The 19,615-nt window shown below is 62.0% G+C and carries 14 protein-coding genes and 1 pseudogene; 7 read left to right on the top strand and 8 right to left on the bottom strand.

The features are described from left to right. Positions 1-318: 318 nt before the first annotated feature. Together SINAC_RS30800 and poxB are read left to right on the top strand one after the other, a co-directional pair. Positions 319-1,344 (top strand): sulfotransferase domain-containing protein, encoded by a 1,026-nt coding sequence (locus SINAC_RS30800; RefSeq protein WP_015249461.1) that lies wholly within the window; start codon positions 319-321, stop codon positions 1,342-1,344. 329 nt (positions 1,345-1,673) lie between these two features. Then, complete coding sequence (gene poxB / locus SINAC_RS30805) at positions 1,674-3,401, top strand: ubiquinone-dependent pyruvate dehydrogenase (protein WP_015249462.1); 1,728 nt, start codon at positions 1,674-1,676, stop codon at positions 3,399-3,401. A 354-nt stretch (positions 3,402-3,755) separates the two neighbouring features. Here poxB and cynR read toward each other — a convergent pair whose 3' ends face one another. Beyond that, on the bottom strand, positions 3,756-4,649 hold the full coding sequence (cynR, locus tag SINAC_RS30810) for a transcriptional regulator CynR (RefSeq protein ID WP_015249463.1): 894 nt from the start codon (positions 4,647-4,649) through the stop codon (positions 3,756-3,758). A 145-nt stretch (positions 4,650-4,794) separates the two neighbouring features. Between cynR and SINAC_RS42080 the strand changes: the two are divergent. Together SINAC_RS42080 and SINAC_RS42085 are read left to right on the top strand one after the other, a co-directional pair. After that, positions 4,795-5,296 (top strand): annotated as a pseudogene (locus SINAC_RS42080) (cupin domain-containing protein). Then, positions 5,296-6,192, top strand: a complete 897-nt coding sequence (locus SINAC_RS42085) for a dihydrodipicolinate synthase family protein (protein WP_026012021.1) — start codon at positions 5,296-5,298, stop codon at positions 6,190-6,192. Before SINAC_RS42080 ends, SINAC_RS42085 begins: the two are co-directional and overlap by 1 nt. 252 nt (positions 6,193-6,444) lie before the next feature. On the opposite strand, the gene SINAC_RS30820 is transcribed toward SINAC_RS42085, so the two are convergent. From SINAC_RS30820 to SINAC_RS30840, 5 genes are all read right to left on the bottom strand, one after another. Next, complete coding sequence (locus tag SINAC_RS30820) at positions 6,445-7,917, bottom strand: serine hydrolase (protein WP_020466346.1); 1,473 nt, start codon at positions 7,915-7,917, stop codon at positions 6,445-6,447. 709 nt (positions 7,918-8,626) lie between these two features. Next, entirely contained in the window at positions 8,627-9,718 is a 1,092-nt protein-coding gene (locus SINAC_RS30825; protein WP_015249466.1) for an alkene reductase, read from the bottom strand. Between the two features lie 3 nt (positions 9,719-9,721). Further along, positions 9,722-10,120: a DoxX family protein gene (locus tag SINAC_RS30830; RefSeq protein WP_015249467.1), complete on the bottom strand. Its 399-nt coding sequence runs from the start codon at positions 10,118-10,120 to the stop codon at positions 9,722-9,724. Between the two features lie 68 nt (positions 10,121-10,188). Further along, entirely contained in the window at positions 10,189-10,551 is a 363-nt protein-coding gene (locus SINAC_RS30835) for a nuclear transport factor 2 family protein (RefSeq protein WP_015249468.1), read from the bottom strand. A gap of 111 nt (positions 10,552-10,662) precedes the next feature. Further along, a complete protein-coding gene (locus SINAC_RS30840; RefSeq protein ID WP_015249469.1) occupies positions 10,663-11,181 on the bottom strand; it encodes a YceI family protein in 519 nt (172 codons plus the stop codon). Between the two features lie 102 nt (positions 11,182-11,283). Between SINAC_RS30840 and SINAC_RS30845 the strand changes: the two genes are divergently transcribed. Then, entirely contained in the window at positions 11,284-11,949 is a 666-nt protein-coding gene (locus SINAC_RS30845; RefSeq protein WP_015249471.1) for a TetR/AcrR family transcriptional regulator, read from the top strand. 55 nt (positions 11,950-12,004) lie between these two features. Here SINAC_RS30845 and SINAC_RS30850 read toward each other — a convergent pair whose 3' ends face one another. Then, complete coding sequence (locus tag SINAC_RS30850) at positions 12,005-12,916, bottom strand: AraC family transcriptional regulator (RefSeq protein WP_015249472.1); 912 nt, start codon at positions 12,914-12,916, stop codon at positions 12,005-12,007. Between the two features lie 177 nt (positions 12,917-13,093). On the opposite strand from SINAC_RS30850, the gene SINAC_RS30855 reads away from it, so the two are divergent. Beyond that, positions 13,094-14,011, top strand: a complete 918-nt coding sequence (locus tag SINAC_RS30855) for an alpha/beta hydrolase (protein WP_015249473.1) — start codon at positions 13,094-13,096, stop codon at positions 14,009-14,011. Between the two features lie 284 nt (positions 14,012-14,295). Here SINAC_RS30855 and SINAC_RS30860 read toward each other — a convergent pair whose 3' ends face one another. Further along, positions 14,296-17,673 carry a hypothetical protein gene (locus SINAC_RS30860; protein WP_015249474.1) on the bottom strand — a complete coding sequence of 1,126 codons (3,378 nt, stop codon included), beginning with the start codon at positions 17,671-17,673 and terminating at the stop codon, positions 14,296-14,298. Between the two features lie 569 nt (positions 17,674-18,242). Here SINAC_RS30860 and SINAC_RS30865 point away from each other — a divergent pair. Next, on the top strand, positions 18,243-19,547 hold the full coding sequence (locus SINAC_RS30865) for a hypothetical protein (RefSeq protein WP_244884912.1): 1,305 nt from the start codon (positions 18,243-18,245) through the stop codon (positions 19,545-19,547). The last annotated feature ends 68 nt before the right edge of the window (positions 19,548-19,615 follow it).

Genomic DNA, 19,615 nt, shown 5'->3' on the forward strand with positions numbered 1-19,615 from the left:
CACGAGCGTGACCGTTCCAAGACTTGCCGCGAACTTCCCCCAGCTCGTCATGCGCACGGGGGCGAATGCCCAAATCACCTCATTTCGCCCTACTGCCAACCTGACGCAGAACGCGCAGATCCAGGCATCGGTTGTCTCTTTCCCATTGATCGAGCTATCCGTGCCTGCAAAACCAGAAATCGAGGAATCTTCGCCAAAAAGCGAGAAATAGATTTGATTGCAACCTTCCGCGCAGCCGATACGAAAACCATTGTCGCTGCGCCCCCCAATCGGGCCGAGGCCGTTTTACGGCCTCGGCTAGCATGAAGGATTGCAAAAATGTACGTCCTGTGTGCCGGCATGTACCGCGCCTGCTCGACGTGGCAATACGAGGTGATCACGCATCTCCTCGATAAGCACCGGGGGGGCGAGCGCCTCGGTTACTTGACGGGCGAGGAATTCACCGCCAGGTATCGATCCGGCGAGCAGGATGCGGGCTGGAGCGTCCTGAAGTCGCACGAAGGGGATCGAAGCTTTGCCCGTGCCATTACCGATCGGCAGGCGATCGCGGTTTACGCCTATCGTGACGTCCGCGACGTCGTCTTTTCGCTGATGCACAAGCGGGGCGTGACCTTCGAGCAACTGGTCCGCCAGGGAATGATCCACCAGATCTTCGCGAACGACCGGTTCTGGTCGAAGCAGCCCGGCGTCGTCGTCCAAGGTTATGAGAACCTGGTCGAAGACCCGGTAACCGGCGTCATGGAACTGGCAGCCCATCTCGGCCTGGAGCTTAGCCGCGACGAAGCGGTGGAAGTGGCGGGCGAATACTCGTTCCAGACCAATCGCCGCCGGACACTTGAGCTGGTCGAGCGCCTTCAGGCTCAGGGGGTCGACCTGAACGACCCGTCAAACTTGCAGTACTACGACCAGAAGACCCTGCTCCACTGGAACCATCTCCGCGAAGGGCGGCCCGGTAACTGGCGAACCCACGCAACGCCCGGCCAGCGTGCTATCCTCTCCCGACTCTGCGACAAGTGGCTGATTGCGCACGGTTACGAGGCGGACACGCTCGCCCCCGACGCTCCGCGCCAGACCACTTCAGAGGTTCTCCGCCGCGAGTTGGAGCTGGCACGAGCCTGGCTCGCCTGCGCCTTGCGCTGTGCCTCACTCCGCCATCCCAAGAGTGCACGGGCCGTCAAACGGCTCCTCGGCATGTCGACCCGGACCACCGCCGCCGTCCCCGCCAACGTCCGGATCGACTCCGCCCGGGAGGTTGCAAACGAGGCTTCCGGAACCAAGCACGGCCAGCCCACCAAACCCACGCGCGCCACCCGTTCCGAAACGGTGGCGAACGACGCCTCCTGAGCAGGTCGACATGTTCTTCCTTTAAATTGCGCCCGGTCGCTGAGTAGTCCAACCGGCAATCCCCAAATGATGAATGACGGCCGGGCGACTCCTGCGAGTCTCGGCTCAAACTTAGTCCCCTCGCCTGTCCCAATCCCTCCTTTTGCCTGCAACGCTTGAGCGTGAAATGTAGACCCGCCCCATCGGGCCAATGCCCGGGCTCGGCATTTCGCCTGACGAGACAGCAATGGCCCTTATCGGTTATCCTGAATTTCGAACAGGGCAGCCGATCGAGCCAACGCTTGCGTGTCGCAGGAATGAGTGACCCCTCTTTCGACGGAGAGGAAGCCATGCCGAGAACCGTCAGCAACGTGTTCATCGAGACATTGATCACGGCCGGGGTAAAGCGGGTGTACGGGGTGGTCGGCGACTCGCTCAACGGCCTGACCGATGTCATCCGCAAGAGTAAAAAGATCGATTGGGTACACGTCCGCCATGAAGAGGTCGCGGCTTTCGCCGCCGGTGCGGAGGCGCACCTCACAGGGGAAATCGCCGTTTGCGCAGGCAGTTGCGGACCGGGAAATCTTCACCTCATCAACGGTCTCTATGACTGTCATCGAAATCGCGTCCCGGTCCTTGCGATCGCGGCTCAGATCCCCAGCAGCGAACTCGGCAGCGGCTATTTCCAAGAGACCAGTCCTGAGCACTTGTTCAAGGACTGCAGCCACTACTGCGAACTGGTCTCGCAGCCCGAACAGATTCCTCGCGTCCTCGGCATCGCCATGCGAGCCGCGATCGCCAAACGGGGCGTCGCTGTCGTGATCATTCCCGGTGACATCGCGTTGCGCGATTGTCCGTCTCCGCCGCTCTCTCTCGGACTTGGCGATTCCGCATCAACCACGCTCCCCCCTGTTGATGCCCTGAAAAAGGCGGCAGCGCTACTGAACAGTGCGAAAAAGGTCGCGATTCTCGGTGGTGCGGGCTGTGCGGGCGCTCATTCGGAACTGATTGCAATCGCCGGCCGGCTGAAGGCACCGATCGTTCACGCGATGCGCGGGAAGGAATTCATCGAGTACGACAATCCGTACGACGTCGGCATGACGGGGCTACTCGGCTTCTCATCGGGTTATCATACGATGATGAACTGCGATGCGTTGTTGATGCTCGGCACCGACTTTCCCTACCAGCAGTTCTATCCCAAAGACGCGACGATCATTCAGGTGGATCTGCGTGGCGAGCAGATCGGTCGCCGCACCCCCGTGGATGTCGGACTCGTCGGCAGCGTGAAAGAAACGTTGCAGGCGCTCACTCCCTTGGTGAACGATAAAGCAGATCGCAGCTATCTGGATGTCTGCCTCAAGCACTACGGACAGGCTCGCAAGGGGCTTGACGAGCTGGCCACAGGCGAACCGGGACGCACGCCGATTCATCCGCAGTATGTAGCGAAAGTCTTGAACGAGCTTGCTTCAGACAGCGCCATCTTCACCTGCGATGTGGGTACGCCCACCATTTGGGCCGCGCGTTACTTGCGGATGAATGGCAAGCGGCGCTTGCTCGGTTCATTCAACCACGGCTCCATGGCCAATGCGCTTCCCCAGGCCATCGGTGCCCAAGCCGCATTTCCTGATCGACAAGTCGTCAGTCTCTCCGGCGACGGCGGCCTGGCGATGTTGCTCGGCGACCTGTTGACGTTGAGACAGCTCAAGCTTCCGGTCAAGGTGATCGTCTTCAGCAACAGCTCACTCGGTTTTGTCGAACTGGAGATGAAGGCCGCCGGATTGCTCGATTACGGCACGGAGCTGGTTAATCCCAACTTCGCAAAGCTGGCGGAATCCGCCGAGATTCTCGGCTTTCGCGTGGAAGCGCCGGAAGCACTTCAACCGGCGCTGGAAGCGGCGCTTGCCCATGAGGGCCCGTGCCTTGTAGAGGTGATCGTCAACCGGCAGGAGCTTGCGATGCCTCCGACAATCACCGCAACCCAGGCGATCGGTTTCAGCCTCTACATGATTCGCGCCGTCCTCAGCGGACGAGGCGACGAAGTGATCGACCTGGCAAAGACAAACCTATTCTCACGCTAGCAGGCTCTCGATCCGACAAGACGATATCTCACAACAGCAATTACTTCTTGCCAGACCCGAAATAACAGCCATACAAGTAGACTTTCATGTTCGGTGGTCCAGACGAAAATCTAGACCGCATTATAAATTTCAGAAAGCGGCAATTTGCGAACAGGCCCAAGTTCATGCCGGCAGTCGCCGCAGAATGCTTTGCGGCCGATTCGCCCAGGTTTCGAGCTTCTGCCGCTCGTCGTCACTCAGAGCAAGGGAGGTTTTGGGACGACCGCCTTTGCTCATCATCCGTCTCATTCACAGGACGACATAATGATAAATCCAATTACACAAGGCTGACCGACGATCCCCCAACTCGGGACACTAGCTGCACTTACGCCGTTGCGCCGCCGACCGCATCACACAAGCAAAAGCATCCCTGGCTCGCAGTGGAAAGCCTCCCTTCCGCATTAGCAACCCGACCTCACGGCTTGGCGTCGGACCTTCCAGGCGGACGGTCCTGACGTGTGTGACTTTGTCGGGGATCGCAAGCAACGGCAGTATTGTCGCGTGACCACCTCGTTGAACTGTCGCGACGATGGCCGCCACCGAATTCATCTCCACGACAACCTTGGCCGAGATGCCGGCCACTCGAAAGGCTTCATCAACCATTTGCCGGGTGTAGAACCCGCGAGGCATCACCATAAGCGGCTCGTTTCCAAGTTCAGACACCCGCACCGTTTGCCGCCTTGACCACGGGTGCCGCCTGGGAATGACTAAGACCAGTTCCTCTTCAAAGAGGAGCTCCGCGTCTAGCCCCGTATCCGCAGGTGGTACGAACGACACTCCAAGGTCGAGCCGACCTTCCGATACGCCGATCTCGACACCGGACGCCGACAATTCCTCAACGAGGAGAGTGACGCCGGGATACGCGGCCGAGAACTCCGCCACCACGACAGGGATCAGGTAGGCGTTCACCGTCTGAACGACGCCGACCGCAAGCCGCCCTCGCTTGAGACCATCGAGTTCGTCAAGACCGGCCTGGGCTTCCTCCAGTTCCCTGAGCACTCGTCGTGCATGGTTGCGGAAAAGTTCCCCGGCGGCGGTAAGTCGCACCCCTCGACCGATCCGATCGAAGAGCGGTACGCCTAACTCTTTCTCCAACTGCTGCACCTGCAGCGACAGCGTTGGCTGCGAGACGTGCAACGACTCTGCCGCGTGCCGGAAGTGAGCAGCGTCGGCGACCGCCAGAAAGTACCTCAGGTGGCGAAGTTCCATGGAACCCACTGATAGCTGCCAGCAATCAATACGATAAAAACAAAGTATTGGACCAATCAATCCTAGAGCTTCAAGATACCGTTGTCAAAACATTGGCAACGATCCCTTGATAGCCCATTTACGGAATTCAATCAGGAGCTTCTGCATGACTTCTCCAGCCGACGCCCCAACAGCGAAGTACCAATCGGCGGACTTCGACAAGACCCCGCCCACCCCGCACGTCCGTATCCCCGACCGACTGCACCACCCCGCCGTCGAAGCAGCCGGCAAGCACGGTGACTACTCGTCCCAACGGAAACACCCCGTGTTCTTCGTGGATCTGCCGACTCACTCGATCAGCATGACCATCGGTTGGCTTGATCCGGAGCAGTCGTCCAACATGCACCGGCACACCTACGAGACAGTCCTTTATATCCTCGAAGGCACAGGACACACGGAAGTACAGGGCCGAAAGATCGAGTGGAAGGCCGGCGACGCAGTGTACATCCCGGTCTGGGCATGGCACCGCCATACCAATACCGGCAGCGGCCTGGGCTCGCTACCTCGCTTGCGAAAACGCCCCATTGCTTCAAAACCTCGGCGGGGTGGCCCTCCGCGAGGAGGCTCAGAAGAAGAGCGACGCCCCTGTCGCGGAAGGGGGAAAGTGATGGCCCGGAACGTTCCCTTCAAAGGCATTATCGCTTACCCAATCACCCCGCTCCGGCAAGATGGATCGGTCGACATTGACAAGTTCAAGTCGCTCCTGGATCGACTGATCGGATCCGGAGTCCACGGTATCGCCCCACTGGGGAGTGCGGGGATTTTGCCCTACCTCTCCGATGAGGAGCGGGAGTCGGTGACCGAAACGACGGTGCAGCATGTCGCTGGCCGGCTCCCAACCCTGGTCGGGGTGTCCGCTCTCACCACCGAGCGGGCAGTCCACCACGCCCGGCATGCCGAACAGGCCGGGGCAACTGCTGTCATGCTCATCCCAATGAGCTATTGGAAGCTTACCGAAGATGAAGTGTTCAAGCACTACCAAGGAGTTGCTGAATCGATCTCAGTGCCGATCATGGCCTACAACAATCCTGCCACCGGCGGGGTGGACATGCGACCCGAGTTTTTGGCCCGCTTGCTGGAAATCCCGAACGTTACGATGGTCAAGGAGAGTACGGGCGACGTGCGCCGGATGCAGCAACTCGTCAAACTCGCCGGAGATGACGTGGCGTTCTTCAACGGCTCGAATCCGCTCGCTCTGGCCGCGTTTGCAGCGGGGGCGAGGGGATGGTGCACCGCCGCCCCAAACCTGATCCCGCAACTCACGCTGGACCTCTACGCAGCAGTAGAGAACGGGGACTTCGCACTCGCCCGAATCTTGTACTACCGCCAGATGCCTTTGCTGGAGTTCATCGTCCAGGGCGGTCTGCCCCGCACTGTCGCGGCGGGTCTTGACTTACTCGGTTTCGACCCTGGTCCGCTGCGGTCCCCGCTTCTGCCGCTACCGGAGGGCGACCGAAATCGATTGTCGAAAATTCTCCAGAGCCTGTCTCAGGACCAGTTGTGACTGCCGACACAACCCACAATTTTCACGAAGGGACAATTCGCACACAAGCAAAACCAGATTTCGCTACACAGACAGCCCGGTCTGTGACCAGGCCGAGCAATCAGTGTTACAGTCAAGCGAATCGTGAAGGATCGAGATTCGAAGGTCATGAATCATCTGACGTTCGAGACCTGAAAAAAGGCTCTGATCGAATTCGGCATTGAAAACCGGAACTGGAGAAGCGAGAGTTACTGCGCAACGTATCGAACGGGATCATGGTCCCCGTTCAGCAGCCGTCGGCGTCCCGTCCTGCTCGAGGAGGAGTCCCGTCACTTTCCCCTCCTTATTCTTCTCGAACGTAACCTGGGCGTTGATCGCCGTCGTCGAGAATCTTGTCTCAGACTCGGCGGCCAGCTCGAGCGGGGGTTGATTCGAGAACTTCAGGAGCAGGCCATCGCCTCCTCGAGCGATTGTAAAGACCAGCTTCGACTTTGTCACGTATGAGCCAACGTATCGGTCGAGCGTCTCGGACGCGGGCGTTTCCGGCTTCTCCGGCGCCTCGTCCGGGAAGTAGCCGGGCCAATCGTACTCCCGTGCGATCGCCCGCTCGATCTCGCTCAAGAGGGGGATTCCGTCGTAGGAATTCAACATGACGACGGCCCCGATGCCCCCCTCCTTGGAGAATGTCATCGTGGCGACGAAGCCCTCGTCCGCGCCGGAGTGGCCGAAGCGAACGGTCTTGCCTTTGCCAAACAGGAAGAAGCCGATGCCGATCTTCTCGTCGATCCCGGGCGTCAGCATCGCGACGGCCTTGTCCGAGTCGAGGACCCGATCCGACTCGCCCTTCAGCGCTCGCTGGACTTCAAGGCCGACGCGGGCCAGGTCAGAGGGTGTCGTCCAGAGCCCGGCCGCCGCCATCTCGGGGTAGACGTGCCATCCCCCCTCGACCTGCCGGTTCCGCGAGGGGTGGCCCGTCGCCGCAGCGTCGGCCCAGTCGTCGGGCAGCGGCTGTTCATAGGTGCTGGATTTCATCCCGAGGGGGGCCATCACCAACTCTTGCATAATCTTTGGGAAGGGGCGTCCCAGAACATCGACGACGAGTTGCTGGGCCACAGTGGTCCCTCCGCCCGAGTAGCGGAATCGGCTGCCGGGCAAGATGTCGACGAAGACTCGCTTCGTATTGGCGGGAGGGCGGCCATTGAGAACATCGACGACGGACGGGATCGTCTCGGTCCGGGCATATCCGGGGAATCCATGGACGGTCAGACCGGCCGTGTGGCTGAGGAGTTGCCGGAGTGTCACCCTCGGCTGCCACAACCCATTGGCCGGTACCTTCCACGACTTCAGGTACCGGTTGACGTCTTCGTCAAGGTCAAGCTTGCCATCCTGGACGAGCCGCATGACGGCCATCGCGAAGACCGGCTTGCTGATCGAGCCGGCCTGGAAAATCGTTTGTTCGCTGACCGGGTCGGATTTCCCCCATTCCTTCACACCGAACCCCCTGGCCCATTCGATCCGACCGCGGTTGATTACGGCGATGCTGACGCCGGGCGTGTGGTAGTGCGCCATCCGATCCTTCAGGACCGCCTTCGGACCAAATCGTTTTGGGGCATCCCCCTCGGGCAGTAGGCCGCTGATTACACGGTCGATTCGCGACTCGATTTCGTCCTTGCTTGAGACGTCGGGAGTCTGGGCCAGCGATGAGCAGGCGAAGCCCAGGATGAAAAAGGAAACCGTTCCCATCATTGTTTTGTCCTCGATGCCCCGAAGCGGACCTCGGAATCATTCATCTTGCAGGCTGCGGCAATCAGGAGCAGCGCGGTGAGAGACGGACGCGAGCAGCACTTCGGAAACCTCCGGATGAGGCGTGCATGGCGTATGGTCGTGATGCTGCAGAGCGGCCCCATCGGGCCATGAGCCAGAGCAAGACAAGTGCAAAACAATAGCCGTGCGTGCGGCCCGAGGTCAACTGGGTACGCGATAGGCGAACCGGTTACGACGTTGCTTCTTGCAAGACTCGCCTATCCAGCTCGGTGCTTCGCGCGGAATCCTTCCAGACACCTTCGCAGCCCCACAAAGCCATACTGACCACCCTAAATAAATATTATCAAAATAATATATATTAGTCTGCATATTCATTTTTGTCGCAATGATTGAAACCTCATCTCGACAGACGTGACGGGACACGGAGCGTCGAGGCGGAAGAAAGGAAGACCTCACGAAACAAGGACTGTCGCCTACCTGGTGGCCGGCCTTAATTCGGCTGTGATTTCAACCCCGAGATCATGGTGAAGCTCAGCGGCTCGGCCAACCCCTACTCGTTCGTGCAGTAGCAGTACGATCCCGCCGCCAATGAGCCTCCCGGTCGCCACGGGCGATTCCCTCCACAACACCGACCAGCCCAATCAAGCGTCATGGAGCCGAGCACCGGCTCGGCTCCATGACGCCGTCGTCCTTACTTCGACGCGTGAATCGGGAAGTCCGTGTACCCTTTGGCCCCCGTGGATGCGGACCAGTCGGACATCGGCGCCGCGTCGGCAAGTGGCCAATCGTTCCTGAACCGCTCCACGAGGTCCGGGTTGCTGATGAAGGGTCGTCCGAACGAGATCAGGTCGGCATCTCCTGCGGCAATGGCCTTCTCTGCGGTTTCATTGGTGTAGCCGCAGTTGCCGATGAGCGGGCCGTGGAACACCTTGCGGAACTCGGCCAGCGTCATCGGCTCGCCGAGGTTGTGGAAGCCGAAGGCGAGCCCGTCGACGACGTGAAGGTACGCCAGTCCGAAGCCGTCGAGTTGGCCCGCGACGTAGGTGAACTGCTCCCGGTAGTCTGGCGCCCCCATGCCGTTGAACGGCGAGTTGGGAGAGAGATGCACGCCCACCCGGTGGGCGGGCCAGACGGACGTGACCGCCTCGACCACTTCCTTGAGGAAGCGATAGCGGTTCTCGACGCTGCCGCCGTATTGATCCGTGCGGTCGTTCGTCTTCGATTGGAGGAACTCGTCGATCAGGTAGCCGTTGGCTGAGTGGAGTTCCACGCCGTCGAAGCCCACTCGTTTCGCTCGTTCGGCGGCCCGCCGGTAGTCGTCCACGACCCGTGGAATCTCGGACGTTTCCAGTGCCCGGGGAACTTCATGCGGCTGCTTGCCGTTCGGGGTATGGATTTCCCCGTCGCTGATCCTGATGGCCGAGGGGGCGACGGCGGGATCGCCGCCGTGGAAACCGCTGTGCGAGGCCCTTCCGGTATGCCAAAGCTGGAGGAAGATCACGCCGCCCTTGTCATGGACGGCGTCGGTGGTGAGCTTCCAGCCCACCGCCATCTCATCGGTGTAGATGCCCGGCGATTCGTTCCAGCCGTTGGCCTCCTCGGAGATGGTGACGCCTTCCGTGATGAGCAGGCCCGCCGAACTGCGCTGGGCGTAGTATTCAGCCATCACGCGGTTTGGCAGGCGAGCGGCCCCGGCCCTGGCACGGGTCATGGGGGCCAGGACAATCCGGTTCCGCAGGGTCAGATCGTGCAGGCGGAAGGGCTGGAAGAGGACACCGTTCACGGTTTACTCCTTTCGATCCGGTCGGTCTGTCGGGGAGTACACGGCAAAACTGGCGAATGTCCCCGGGACGCGGAGGTACGCCCCCACCCAGGTCAGGAGGAGAAAGACGGACTGGAGCACGAACGGCTCGCCCTTGGACATGTGCAGGCAGATGGCGCCGCCCCAGAAGCCGCTGGTCAGTAGAACGCCCAGGGACGAGGCACGGGGGACGAGGAGGAGAATGGCGCTGACCAGCTCCCCGGCACCGATCACTTGAATGGGCACGCCCAGGCCGAGCTTCTCGACCTGCTCCGGCGGGAACAGGCCGAGGACCTTCGCGGAGCCCGCGAGGAGCATGACTCCGCCGACCAAGCTGTGCAACACCCAGCCAGCGATGGTTTTCCCGTTCCGTCTCGCCTTCATCGCTCAGTCCCTTTTTATTTGTGGTGCGGTGTTGCACGATTCAAACGTGAGCCACCGCATCAAAAAAATCATCGCAGCTTGTCGAAAAAGAGATAAAGGGCGGCGATCCGGCCGTCCCGGGCGATGATGAAATCAGTCCCGGCGTAAGCTGGCGCCTCACCGGGGCGGCCCGACACCCATTGGATCCGCCCGCCGTCGCCCAATTCCTCGGGTTCGGCAATCGGCTGATATCGAAAATCAGGGTGAGTCGCCTTGATCTCGCCCGCGACGCGATCGATCTCGTCGCGGCCGCGGTAGACGCCTCTGGGCTCGTAGAACACGCCATCTTCGGTGAAGATCTCGTCGATGGCCGCGCGCCGACGCGCGGGGTCGTTTTCGCCGAAGACATCGTGAAGATTGCGGGTCAGCAAGGTCGAGATGCTGTAGGACATGGCTTGCTCCTCTGTACTTTGGACGGCCATGACTCGTGCCAGATCATGATGCCTTTCCAATACAATCCTATGAGACAGTCGACGGCGTGTACTGCGGCCCGGTGCTTATTCTCACCGGCCGCGGAAGGACACCTGCACCGGCACCTCATCCTTCGCCTTCCGCGCGCCCTCGTCCATCCCGAACTCGCTCTGGCGGACTGTCATCATCCCGTCAAACGCCACCTCGTCGGGCGTGACCGAGATCCGGGCCGGGCACTCCACGCGCCTCGTGACCCCGTGGAGCTGGAGTTGCCCCGCGACCTGGTACACGCCCGGTTCGGGACCGGGGGCGACCGCTTCGGAGGCGAACTCGGCCCAGGGATACTGATCCACGTCGAAGAAGTCCTCTCCCTTCAGGTGGCGGGCCAAGAGCCCGATGGACGTGGTCACCGAGCCCACGTCCACCGCGACGCGAACCTTCGCCTCTTTGGGGTCGTCGGAGGGCATCTCGAAAGTGCCGTCGAATGCGGTGAAGTGGCCCGACTTCGATTGGAGGGCCGTCGCACCGGGGCGCAAGCCGGCTGGCCGTGGGTCAGCGAGGGAAGCCGGGGCCGTGGCGAGAACGACGAACACCGCAAATGCCGTCCGCATTGTGCTCCTCCGTGTCGGGAGCGACGTCCTGCACTGAGTTGTCCTGAGCCTCATTCGCCGCGACGACGACGCTCTTGCTTTTCATTTTCGACCGAGGCCTATTTGTTTCTTTCTGGAAAGAAATATATCTTTCACGCCCCGTCGGGTCAAGTCGGCTATGCTGGTCTTATGGGAAGAAAAAAGGGAATCTCGGAGGAGCAGATCGTCGTCGCCGCGCGCCGCTGTTTCCTCACGCGCGGCGCGGGCGTGTCGGCCGCAGACGTCGCTCGCGAACTCGGTGTGAGTCACACGACACTCTTCAACCGCTTCGGCACGAAGGAGGGGTTGATGATCGCCGCGCTCGGCCTGCCCGAAAAGGTCCCGTGGGTGGCCGCGCTCGACGCCGGTCCCGATGACCGCCCGATCTACGAGCAGCTCGTAGAGCACAGCAAGGTGATATCCGCCTACATTCTCGAACTAGAGGAGGGGCTTGCAGTGTTGCAGGCCGCCGGTATCTCGCCCGCGAAGACCGGATGGGAGCACAAGGGAGACCCGCCGCACGTGCAGGCGTTGCGCGCACTCACGACATGGCTGCGGCGCGCCCAGGACCGGGGACGCCTGGCCAAATGCGACGTCGAGACGCTGGCCTCGACCATCCTCGGGGCGCTCCACGGATGGGCGTTCTTCACACGTGTCTGCGGCCACCCGGAGTCAGCCGCTGCCGGCGAGCGCCATGTCGAGCGCTTTATCGACCTCTTGTGGAACGGAATCGGTGGAGGTAGGACCTGAGCAGATGTTCGGCTTCGGGTTTGGGCGCCGCGCGCGGCAGAGGCCACCATATCAATCATTGGCGCGGGCCGACGCCCGGCTCTTTCGACTGGCGTAGGTTCCGGCCGTCCGTACCGGGCGACTGGCCGAAGAGCCGGCGATATTCGCGGCTGAACTGCGAGGCGCTGTCATAGCCGACCGCGAAGCCGATTTCGGCGACGTTCTCCGCCCCCGACATGAGCCGGGATCGGGCCGTCTGGAGCCGAATCTGCTTCTGATACTGAATCGGGGTCATTGAGGTGACGCCCCGGAAGTGCCGGTGGAAGGACGTGACGCTCATGTAGGCGATGCGCGCCAGTTCCTCGATCCGGATCGCTTCGGCGTAGTGATCGCGAATCCATTTGATCGCCCGCCCGATCCGCGCCATGCGGCTGTCGGCGAGGCCAATCTGTCTCACCATCGCTCCCTGCGCCCCATTGATCAGCCGCCAGAGGATTTCCCGCTCAATGGCCGGAGCCAGCACGGGGATATCGTCGGGCCGCTCCAACAGCCGGAGGAGACGGATCAGCGGTTCGATCAGTTCATCGGTGAGGTCGCTGACCGCAATGCCCGGCGGATCGGTCCGACTCGATTGTGCAGTCCCGGTCTCCAGCAGCAGCGTCGCGATCTCCTCCGGCCTCAGCGTGAAGCCCAACCCCAGGAAGGGCGCCTCCGCCGCGGCCTCAACCACACGGGCCTTCAGCGGCAAATCGACCGAAACGATCAGATACTGGCCGGTCCTGTAGTCGAAGATCCTGTCGGCGATCCCGATGCGCTTGGCACCCTGCGCCACCAGCGCGAACATGGGCTCGGCGACCTCCGCGATCGACGGCGTCGGCTCGCGGGTCGACATGAGCGTGACGCACGGGAGGACGCGATGCGCCGCCCCGTCCGCCATCACTTGCCGCGAGATGACTTCCTGAAGTTCTCTTAACAGGGAGACGTCCATCGCCGCATCCTAACCACATCCGCCTCGAAGATGTGCGATCTTGTCGCAATTGGCAGGATCGTGCAAGAACCTGGCAGCTTCGGTCTACTCCCCTCGACGGTCTTTCTGGTCGACTTGGGACAGGTGAAACGTCGCTCCGTTTCGCGCCGTATTTCGACTCGATCAGGAGGGGGGATCATGAAGACAGACGTGAGGTTCGACAGCGCCGGCTTGAAGCTCGCCGGGCATCTCTACACGCCCGAAGACAACGCCAGTGGCCCGCGGCCCGCGATCGTCGTCGGCCACCCCGGCAGCGGCGTTAAGGAGCAGTCATCCGGCCTCTACGCGCGGCAGTTGGCCGGGCTGGGCTTCGTTGCACTCGCATTCGACGCCGCCTACCAGGGCGAGAGCGAGGGCGAACCGCGGGGTCTGGAAGACCCGGCCCACCGGGTCGAGGACGTCAAGGCCGCCGTCTCCTTCCTGAGCGTTCACCCCGCCGTCGATCCGAACCGGATCGGTGCATTGGGCATCTGCGCCTCCGGCGGCTACGTGATCTCCGCCGCCGCCACCGACCAGCGCATCAAGGCCGTGGCGACGGTAAGTGGCGTCGATATCGGCCGCCATTTCCGGCACGGCTCCGATGGGACGCAGCCCAGTGCGGTGATGCAATCCATGCTCGACGCCGCCGCGGCCGCGCGCACCGCAGAAGCGCGAGACGACGGCGTGGGTCGGTTCCCGCTGTTTCCGGAAACGGAGGAGGAGGCCCGCGCCCGCGGCGCATATGCGTTTGAAGGCTATGAGTATTACTGCACCCCCCGCGCCCAGCATCCGCGTTCAGCCAAGGCGTTGACCTGGAACAGCGTCGACCGCATCGCGTCTTTCGACGCGTTCCGGTTCATCCACATGATCGCGCCGCGTCCGCTGCTGCTGATCGTTGGTACGGAGGCCGTCACGTCGTGGATGGCGCGCGAGGCGTTCATCGCCGCGCTGGAGCCGAAGGAGTGGTTTGGGGTCGAGGGCGCCTCGCACAACGACCTCTACGACAAGGACGCCTTCGTCATCCCCGCGACCTCGAAGCTCAAGGAATTCTTCGACGCGAGCCTGCCGTCGGCGTGACGCCGGTAAGGGAGGCATCGTGGGAGTGAAATCTGTGATCTCATACTCGACGCGGGGCGGAACCTCGGGAAACACCTCGCGGGTGCCCCAATTCCAGTGACGGAATGCACACAGCGATGGGACAAACAGAGCAGCCCTTGATCGATGTAGAGAAAATCCAGACAGCCCTGAACATCCTTGCTCGGGAATTACCGACTCCCTTGACACACGGCGGTCAAGCGTCCGGCGAGAGCAGCGCGTCGCCTCAAGCGTTGCCTTCGCCGGACACCTTCGATCGAACCTGCCTATTCCGTTGCTGCGCGAAGCCGACGGGGCTGACTTCGTGTCGGGGGGTCAAAGATAGCCGTCTGGCTCGCGATCGCGTCGGGGATGTAGCAGCGGGCGTGCTGCTGGCGATTGGTCACCCCTTGGACGTTCCGCGCGACCCGGTCCTGGAAGTCGAAGAGGGTCAGCGGGCGATCGGCTTCGCTGGTCAGTCGCGCCCGGCCCTGGACATTCAGCGAGTCGAGAATTCCCAGGGCAAATGCGCCGTGGCCGCGAGAGACGACGGACTGGCTCGGACCATGAATTGAGGAGAGCATCGCGATGACGTTGCGGCGGTAGAGCGTCCGCGCCCACTCGTTCAGGCCGCGATTGGTCTGCGGAGGCGCGGGCCGTTTCTCGTGGAGCGTATCGAGCATGAGCATCACGGTGCAACCGTAGTCGGCAAGCTGGCCTAAGGTCTCGGTGATCACCGTGGTGGAAATCGATGACGTCGGCGCTTTACCCAACGTACTGTCAGTCCCGAGGATCGTCGCTTCCTTGCCGAGGGTCAGGAAGTGGGAGTCGATCGTGACGAAAACGGCGTCTCCCTGCCCGAGTTCCCCTTGCTCGCGTTCGTCAGTGAGGGTCTTGAACGCCGCGAGAATCCGCTCAGCGGTGGCATCCGCGCCGAGGATCGGGCGGACATCAACGCGCTGGAATCGTGACGTGCCGCCGGGCGCACCGAGGAAGGCTCCGACGTCGCGGGCATCTTCCTTGGCGAACGGGATCCGCGGCGCACTCGAGTCGCCCACTCCAAAGGAGTCGGCTCCGATCGCCAGGACCACCAGCCGGGGGGGCGTCTCTTCGACCGGCTTCGGGGGTTCCGGGGCCAACACGTCGAAAACGTGGGTCCGTTCCTTGGCCAGCGTGTTGACCGCAACCACGCTGACCTTGTGAATCCCAGGGTTCACGTTGACCGTAACCTCACGGTCGACGGCCGCGACCGGCGGATTGAACGAAAGCTCTGTGACCTTACCGCTGTCGACCAGAACACGGAGTGCGCTGATCAAGCCGCGACCGGCAACGCCGTCCTCGGTGGTCGCGCGGACCCGGAAGGGCAACGCCCCGCCAGCCGCAACAAGCGGCTCGAAGGGAGGCCGCGCGGGGCCGACAATCTCCACGCGCGGCAACCGATCTTCGGCAACGATCTGTTCCGGTTGGCGAACCGCCGGCTCACCCACCGCAGGTTCAAACACACCCAGGTCAGCCGTCTGGAGCAGTCGGTCCAGCTCGATCGGCTTTCGCAACTCTTTCTCGAAGTTGTCGAACGTAAAGTAGTCAGTCGACTCGGTCGGGACGAGGCGATTGCGGTGCCAGCCGAGATACTTGCGGTCGCCGATGGCCGAGGTGTCGTAATAGCCTCGAGGCATCCAGAGGACCCACTCGCGATCGAGCGCGGGGAAGAGGGAGAGGGCGGGAGCATCGCGTTTGGTCGTGATCAGTTCGACCCGCTTGCCCGCCCGCTGGACCACGAACTCGATCTTAGTATTGGGGAGAACCGAATCGAGCTGGCCAACGTCGGACGCCTCCTTGCCACCGACGTAGAACTTCTGGACCTCATCGCCCACATGCAGGTCCATGGCCTCGGCAAAGCTCTTCGGTTCGACTGCGGCCACTGAGACCTGGCCACCGTCCGCCTTGTTGAACCGAGCCCCCAGCGGCGGAAGCGTGTCGCAACCCGCCAGACGCCAGAAACGGACCGTCTGATCGGCCGAACCGGTGGCCAGCCAGACACCGTCAGGTGAGGGAGCCAAGGTATAAACCGGCCCGCTGTGTCCGGCGTAGATGCGCGTCCGTGCTCCATCCTGAAGCCGGAAGAAGATCACGCCGACTTCCGAGCCGACGGCCAACATCGGCAGCGGGTGGGTCGGGCTCTTCGGAATGAAGCTGTACGACCACCAGCGCCGGTCGATATTCGGGTCGAGCTTAAGCCGATACCCTTGCCCCTGGGCGTTGAGGAGGTCGAGCGTGTAAGGATCGATGGGTTGAACCTTCCAGCCGTCGAGCGTGGGAACGGACCGGCTGAGCTCCCCCCGATCGAACATCGTGACCCGCTGACCTCTAAGGTCGAAGTCCTCGTACTTCGGAGCCGGCCCGGGCAGGTCGGGGCGGCTCCGCGCGAAACCGACGGTTCTGCCGTCCGGACCAAACCCGATGTCCCAGAGGCTGCTCCCCTGCCCCGCCAGTTCGATGGGTGCGCCATTCGGGTCGGCGAGGTCTCGAATCGTGATCCCTTGCGTATCCCCCCCAGCAAACGCCAGCCGCTTGTCGTCGGGGCTGAAGGTGCACGCATAGACCAGGTTCGAGGCCCGGGCCAGCCTGGACAGCACGGCCCCTTGAGGCATCGATCGCAGTTCGACGTCACACTCCACGCTGGGGAGATCCGAAGGACGGGCGAGGCGATGGCTGAGGACGCTCGACACCAGCCTGTTCCCATCGTGGCTGACCGCCAGCGCCTCGACGGCCCCTTGGCCGTTCTCCCCCCGGGGAAGCAGTGTCTCGTTCGCCAGGTTCGCCAGGTCATAGCGAATCAGGTCGCCATTCTCCCGCCCAATCACGACCCAGGTTCCCTTGGGACTGACCACCAACGCGTTGATGGCGTCTCCGGCAGGATCCTTGAGATTCTGCCGCGCAGGATTGGGCCGCGCGGTAGCGATGATGACGCCGCGATCGACATCCCAGAGGTTGAGCAGTCCATCGGCCCCTCCAGTGACGAGCCGGCGGCCGCTGGGAGCGTAGGCCAAGGCGTTGACCGGACCACGGTGCCCGGTCAACACCGAGGTTGTGGTCCGAGTTTGCAGCCCCCAAATCCGGACCGTGGCGTCATTGCTCCCGGACGCCAGGAACTGCCCTGTGGGATCGAAGGCAAGGCACATGACACTCATCCCGTGACCACGCGGCGGCCCCGACGGGAGCTGGGAATCCACCTCTCCGGTCGTCCCTTGTTGTAACCCTGGGAACCGGAAAAGGTTGATCTCGGCCCGATTGCTGTCCACACCGATGCCGGCGATTGCCAAAAGCTTTTGACCGCGAGCGTCGGCCATGGGCGAGAGGGCCATTGCATAAATGGAACCGGCATATCCCCGCCAGATTCGGGGACGAATCGTCTGAACGAGACGAGGGCGGGGATCGCCGAGATTCCAGACGTTGACAACCTTGTCCATCCCGCCCGAGAGGAGCGTCGAACCGTCGGCCGCCGTGAAGATCAACGATCGCACGGGCGCGGAGTGGCCTCCGCTGTTGACGACGGGAATCGGCTGAGTGATGTCGCCGAGATTGGCCTGGGCCTCGGCCCGGACCACCCACACGGCGGAGATCAGGAACAGAGCTCCGCCACGAATCCAACAATGTCGGTACATCGAGCTGATTCCACTCCCCTCGGTGATGGAAATCTCCGAGGCTGACCTGAGACACGTCGACTCATGCCCACGCCGGTGTGACACGCTCAACGCATCCCCTTGGGAATTCCTGCGTGGTTCGAGAGCCGGCGCCATGTTTCACATCGCACAGATTCTACTGTCCCGCTCGCATGTGTGTGACACACCCACCGATTCCGCCCGATTCTCAGGCATGGACTTGCCTTAACAATTGGCAACAAAAGAGTCATCAGGACCACTGATTCAACCGATTATTCTAGCATAATCCCAACCTCCCCGCTCGAAGGCTGGGTATTTGGGTATGAACTGTCGAACGAAGTCGAAACCATCACCGACCACCTGCGTTCAGGGGTACGGGGGAACTCATTCCGATGAGGAAACGTCGAAATAGGATCCTGACCCTCGGGCTGTCGGCCTTCGCGCTTTCGACAGCCGTTCCAGCGCCTGCCCTCGAATGGCCCTGGCGCAACCGATCGTCAAGCTGTCAGCACTGCGGCCAATCGGTCAGGATCTTCACTCCATCCAGGCACTCCTGCCCGGCCACGATGCCGATGGCAACTCCGACACCCTACTATGCTCCCATGGCGGCCCCGCCATCAGCCGAGTACGCCCCAATGGAGGCACCTCGGCCCGGCGAACCCTTGCCGGTGGGTCCGTCAACCCAGCCCTCAATGGATAATACAGGGGCGGGTCAGTTCCCATCGGCCGATGGCTCAACGCCACCAGCCTCCGGAGGAACAACGCCACCGGCCAGCGGAGGAGCAACGCCACCAGCCGGCGGAGGAGCAACGCCACCGGCCGGCGCCGAGGGAGCCAATGCAGGTGCGCCTCCGGCGGCCGACACCAGCACTCCCTCAGCCTCATCGGGATTGGGTGGCGGGCTGGGCGAGCCGCAAGGCGCACTTAATATGTTCGGCGACGTGGCGCCTGTCTCCCGACTGGCGATCCTCCAGGCCACTCAGCCAGGCTTCGTGCCCCCGCCGCCGCCCGAACCACCGAATCGACCGACCCGCTTCCCCTCCGAACGCATGAAGTCTGCCGCATTCGTGCCGAGCGTACGTAACTTCAAGATCGCCGATAACCAAACCCCGATGCCCGTCGATCGGATCACTTATAGCTTCAACTTCTTCGACGACGTCAACGGCGCCATCAACAAGCGGTTTAACGTTCCGCTTTCACAGATCCAGGCTTATCGACACGTCTTTGGTTTCGAGAAAACATTCTTCGACAAGAACGCATCGTTCGGCATGCGGCTTCCGCTCAATACGCTGACCGCCAACAGCCCGATTCGCAACCTGGGGCAGACGAGCACCTCGCTCGGCGACCTGTCGGCCTTCGTCAAGTACGCGCTCTGGATCGATCGGGAGCAGGGGCGAGTGTTGTCAACCGGGTTGGCAATCACCATGCCCACGGGCCCGGCCACGTTCGGCGGAGCAAACTACTTACGAGGGTTGCACTACACCAACTTGCAGCCGTTCCTCGGTGCGCAATGGACCTGGGGCAACCTGTACGCGATCAACTTCACCTCGATCGACGTCCCGACCAGCTCGCGTGATGTGACGATCTTGTACGAAGACTTTTCGCTCGGTTACTTCCTCTATCGCAACCCCAACCCGAACGGTTTCATCCGGTCGATCGCCCCCACGCTCGAAACGCATGTCAACATCGCGCTTAATCACAATGACCCGTTCGATCGCGGAGACATCACCGCAACAAGCCAAGTGGTTGGTTTAACCGAAGGTGTGAACGTCTTCTTCAAGAACAACTCGGTCATCTCGTTCGGCGTGGTCGAACCGGTCACGGGGCCGCGACCGTTTAACATCGAAGCCATGCTTCTCTTCAATACCTTCTTCTGATCCAGCCCTCTCTCAGCCTCCAGGAACCCGGCCGGGCCGGCCGTTGGGATTCACCCCAACGGCCGGCC

Origin of the sequence: Singulisphaera acidiphila DSM 18658 (assembly GCF_000242455.2) — a bacterium.
Classification (GTDB): Bacteria; Planctomycetota; Planctomycetia; order Isosphaerales; family Isosphaeraceae; genus Singulisphaera; species Singulisphaera acidiphila.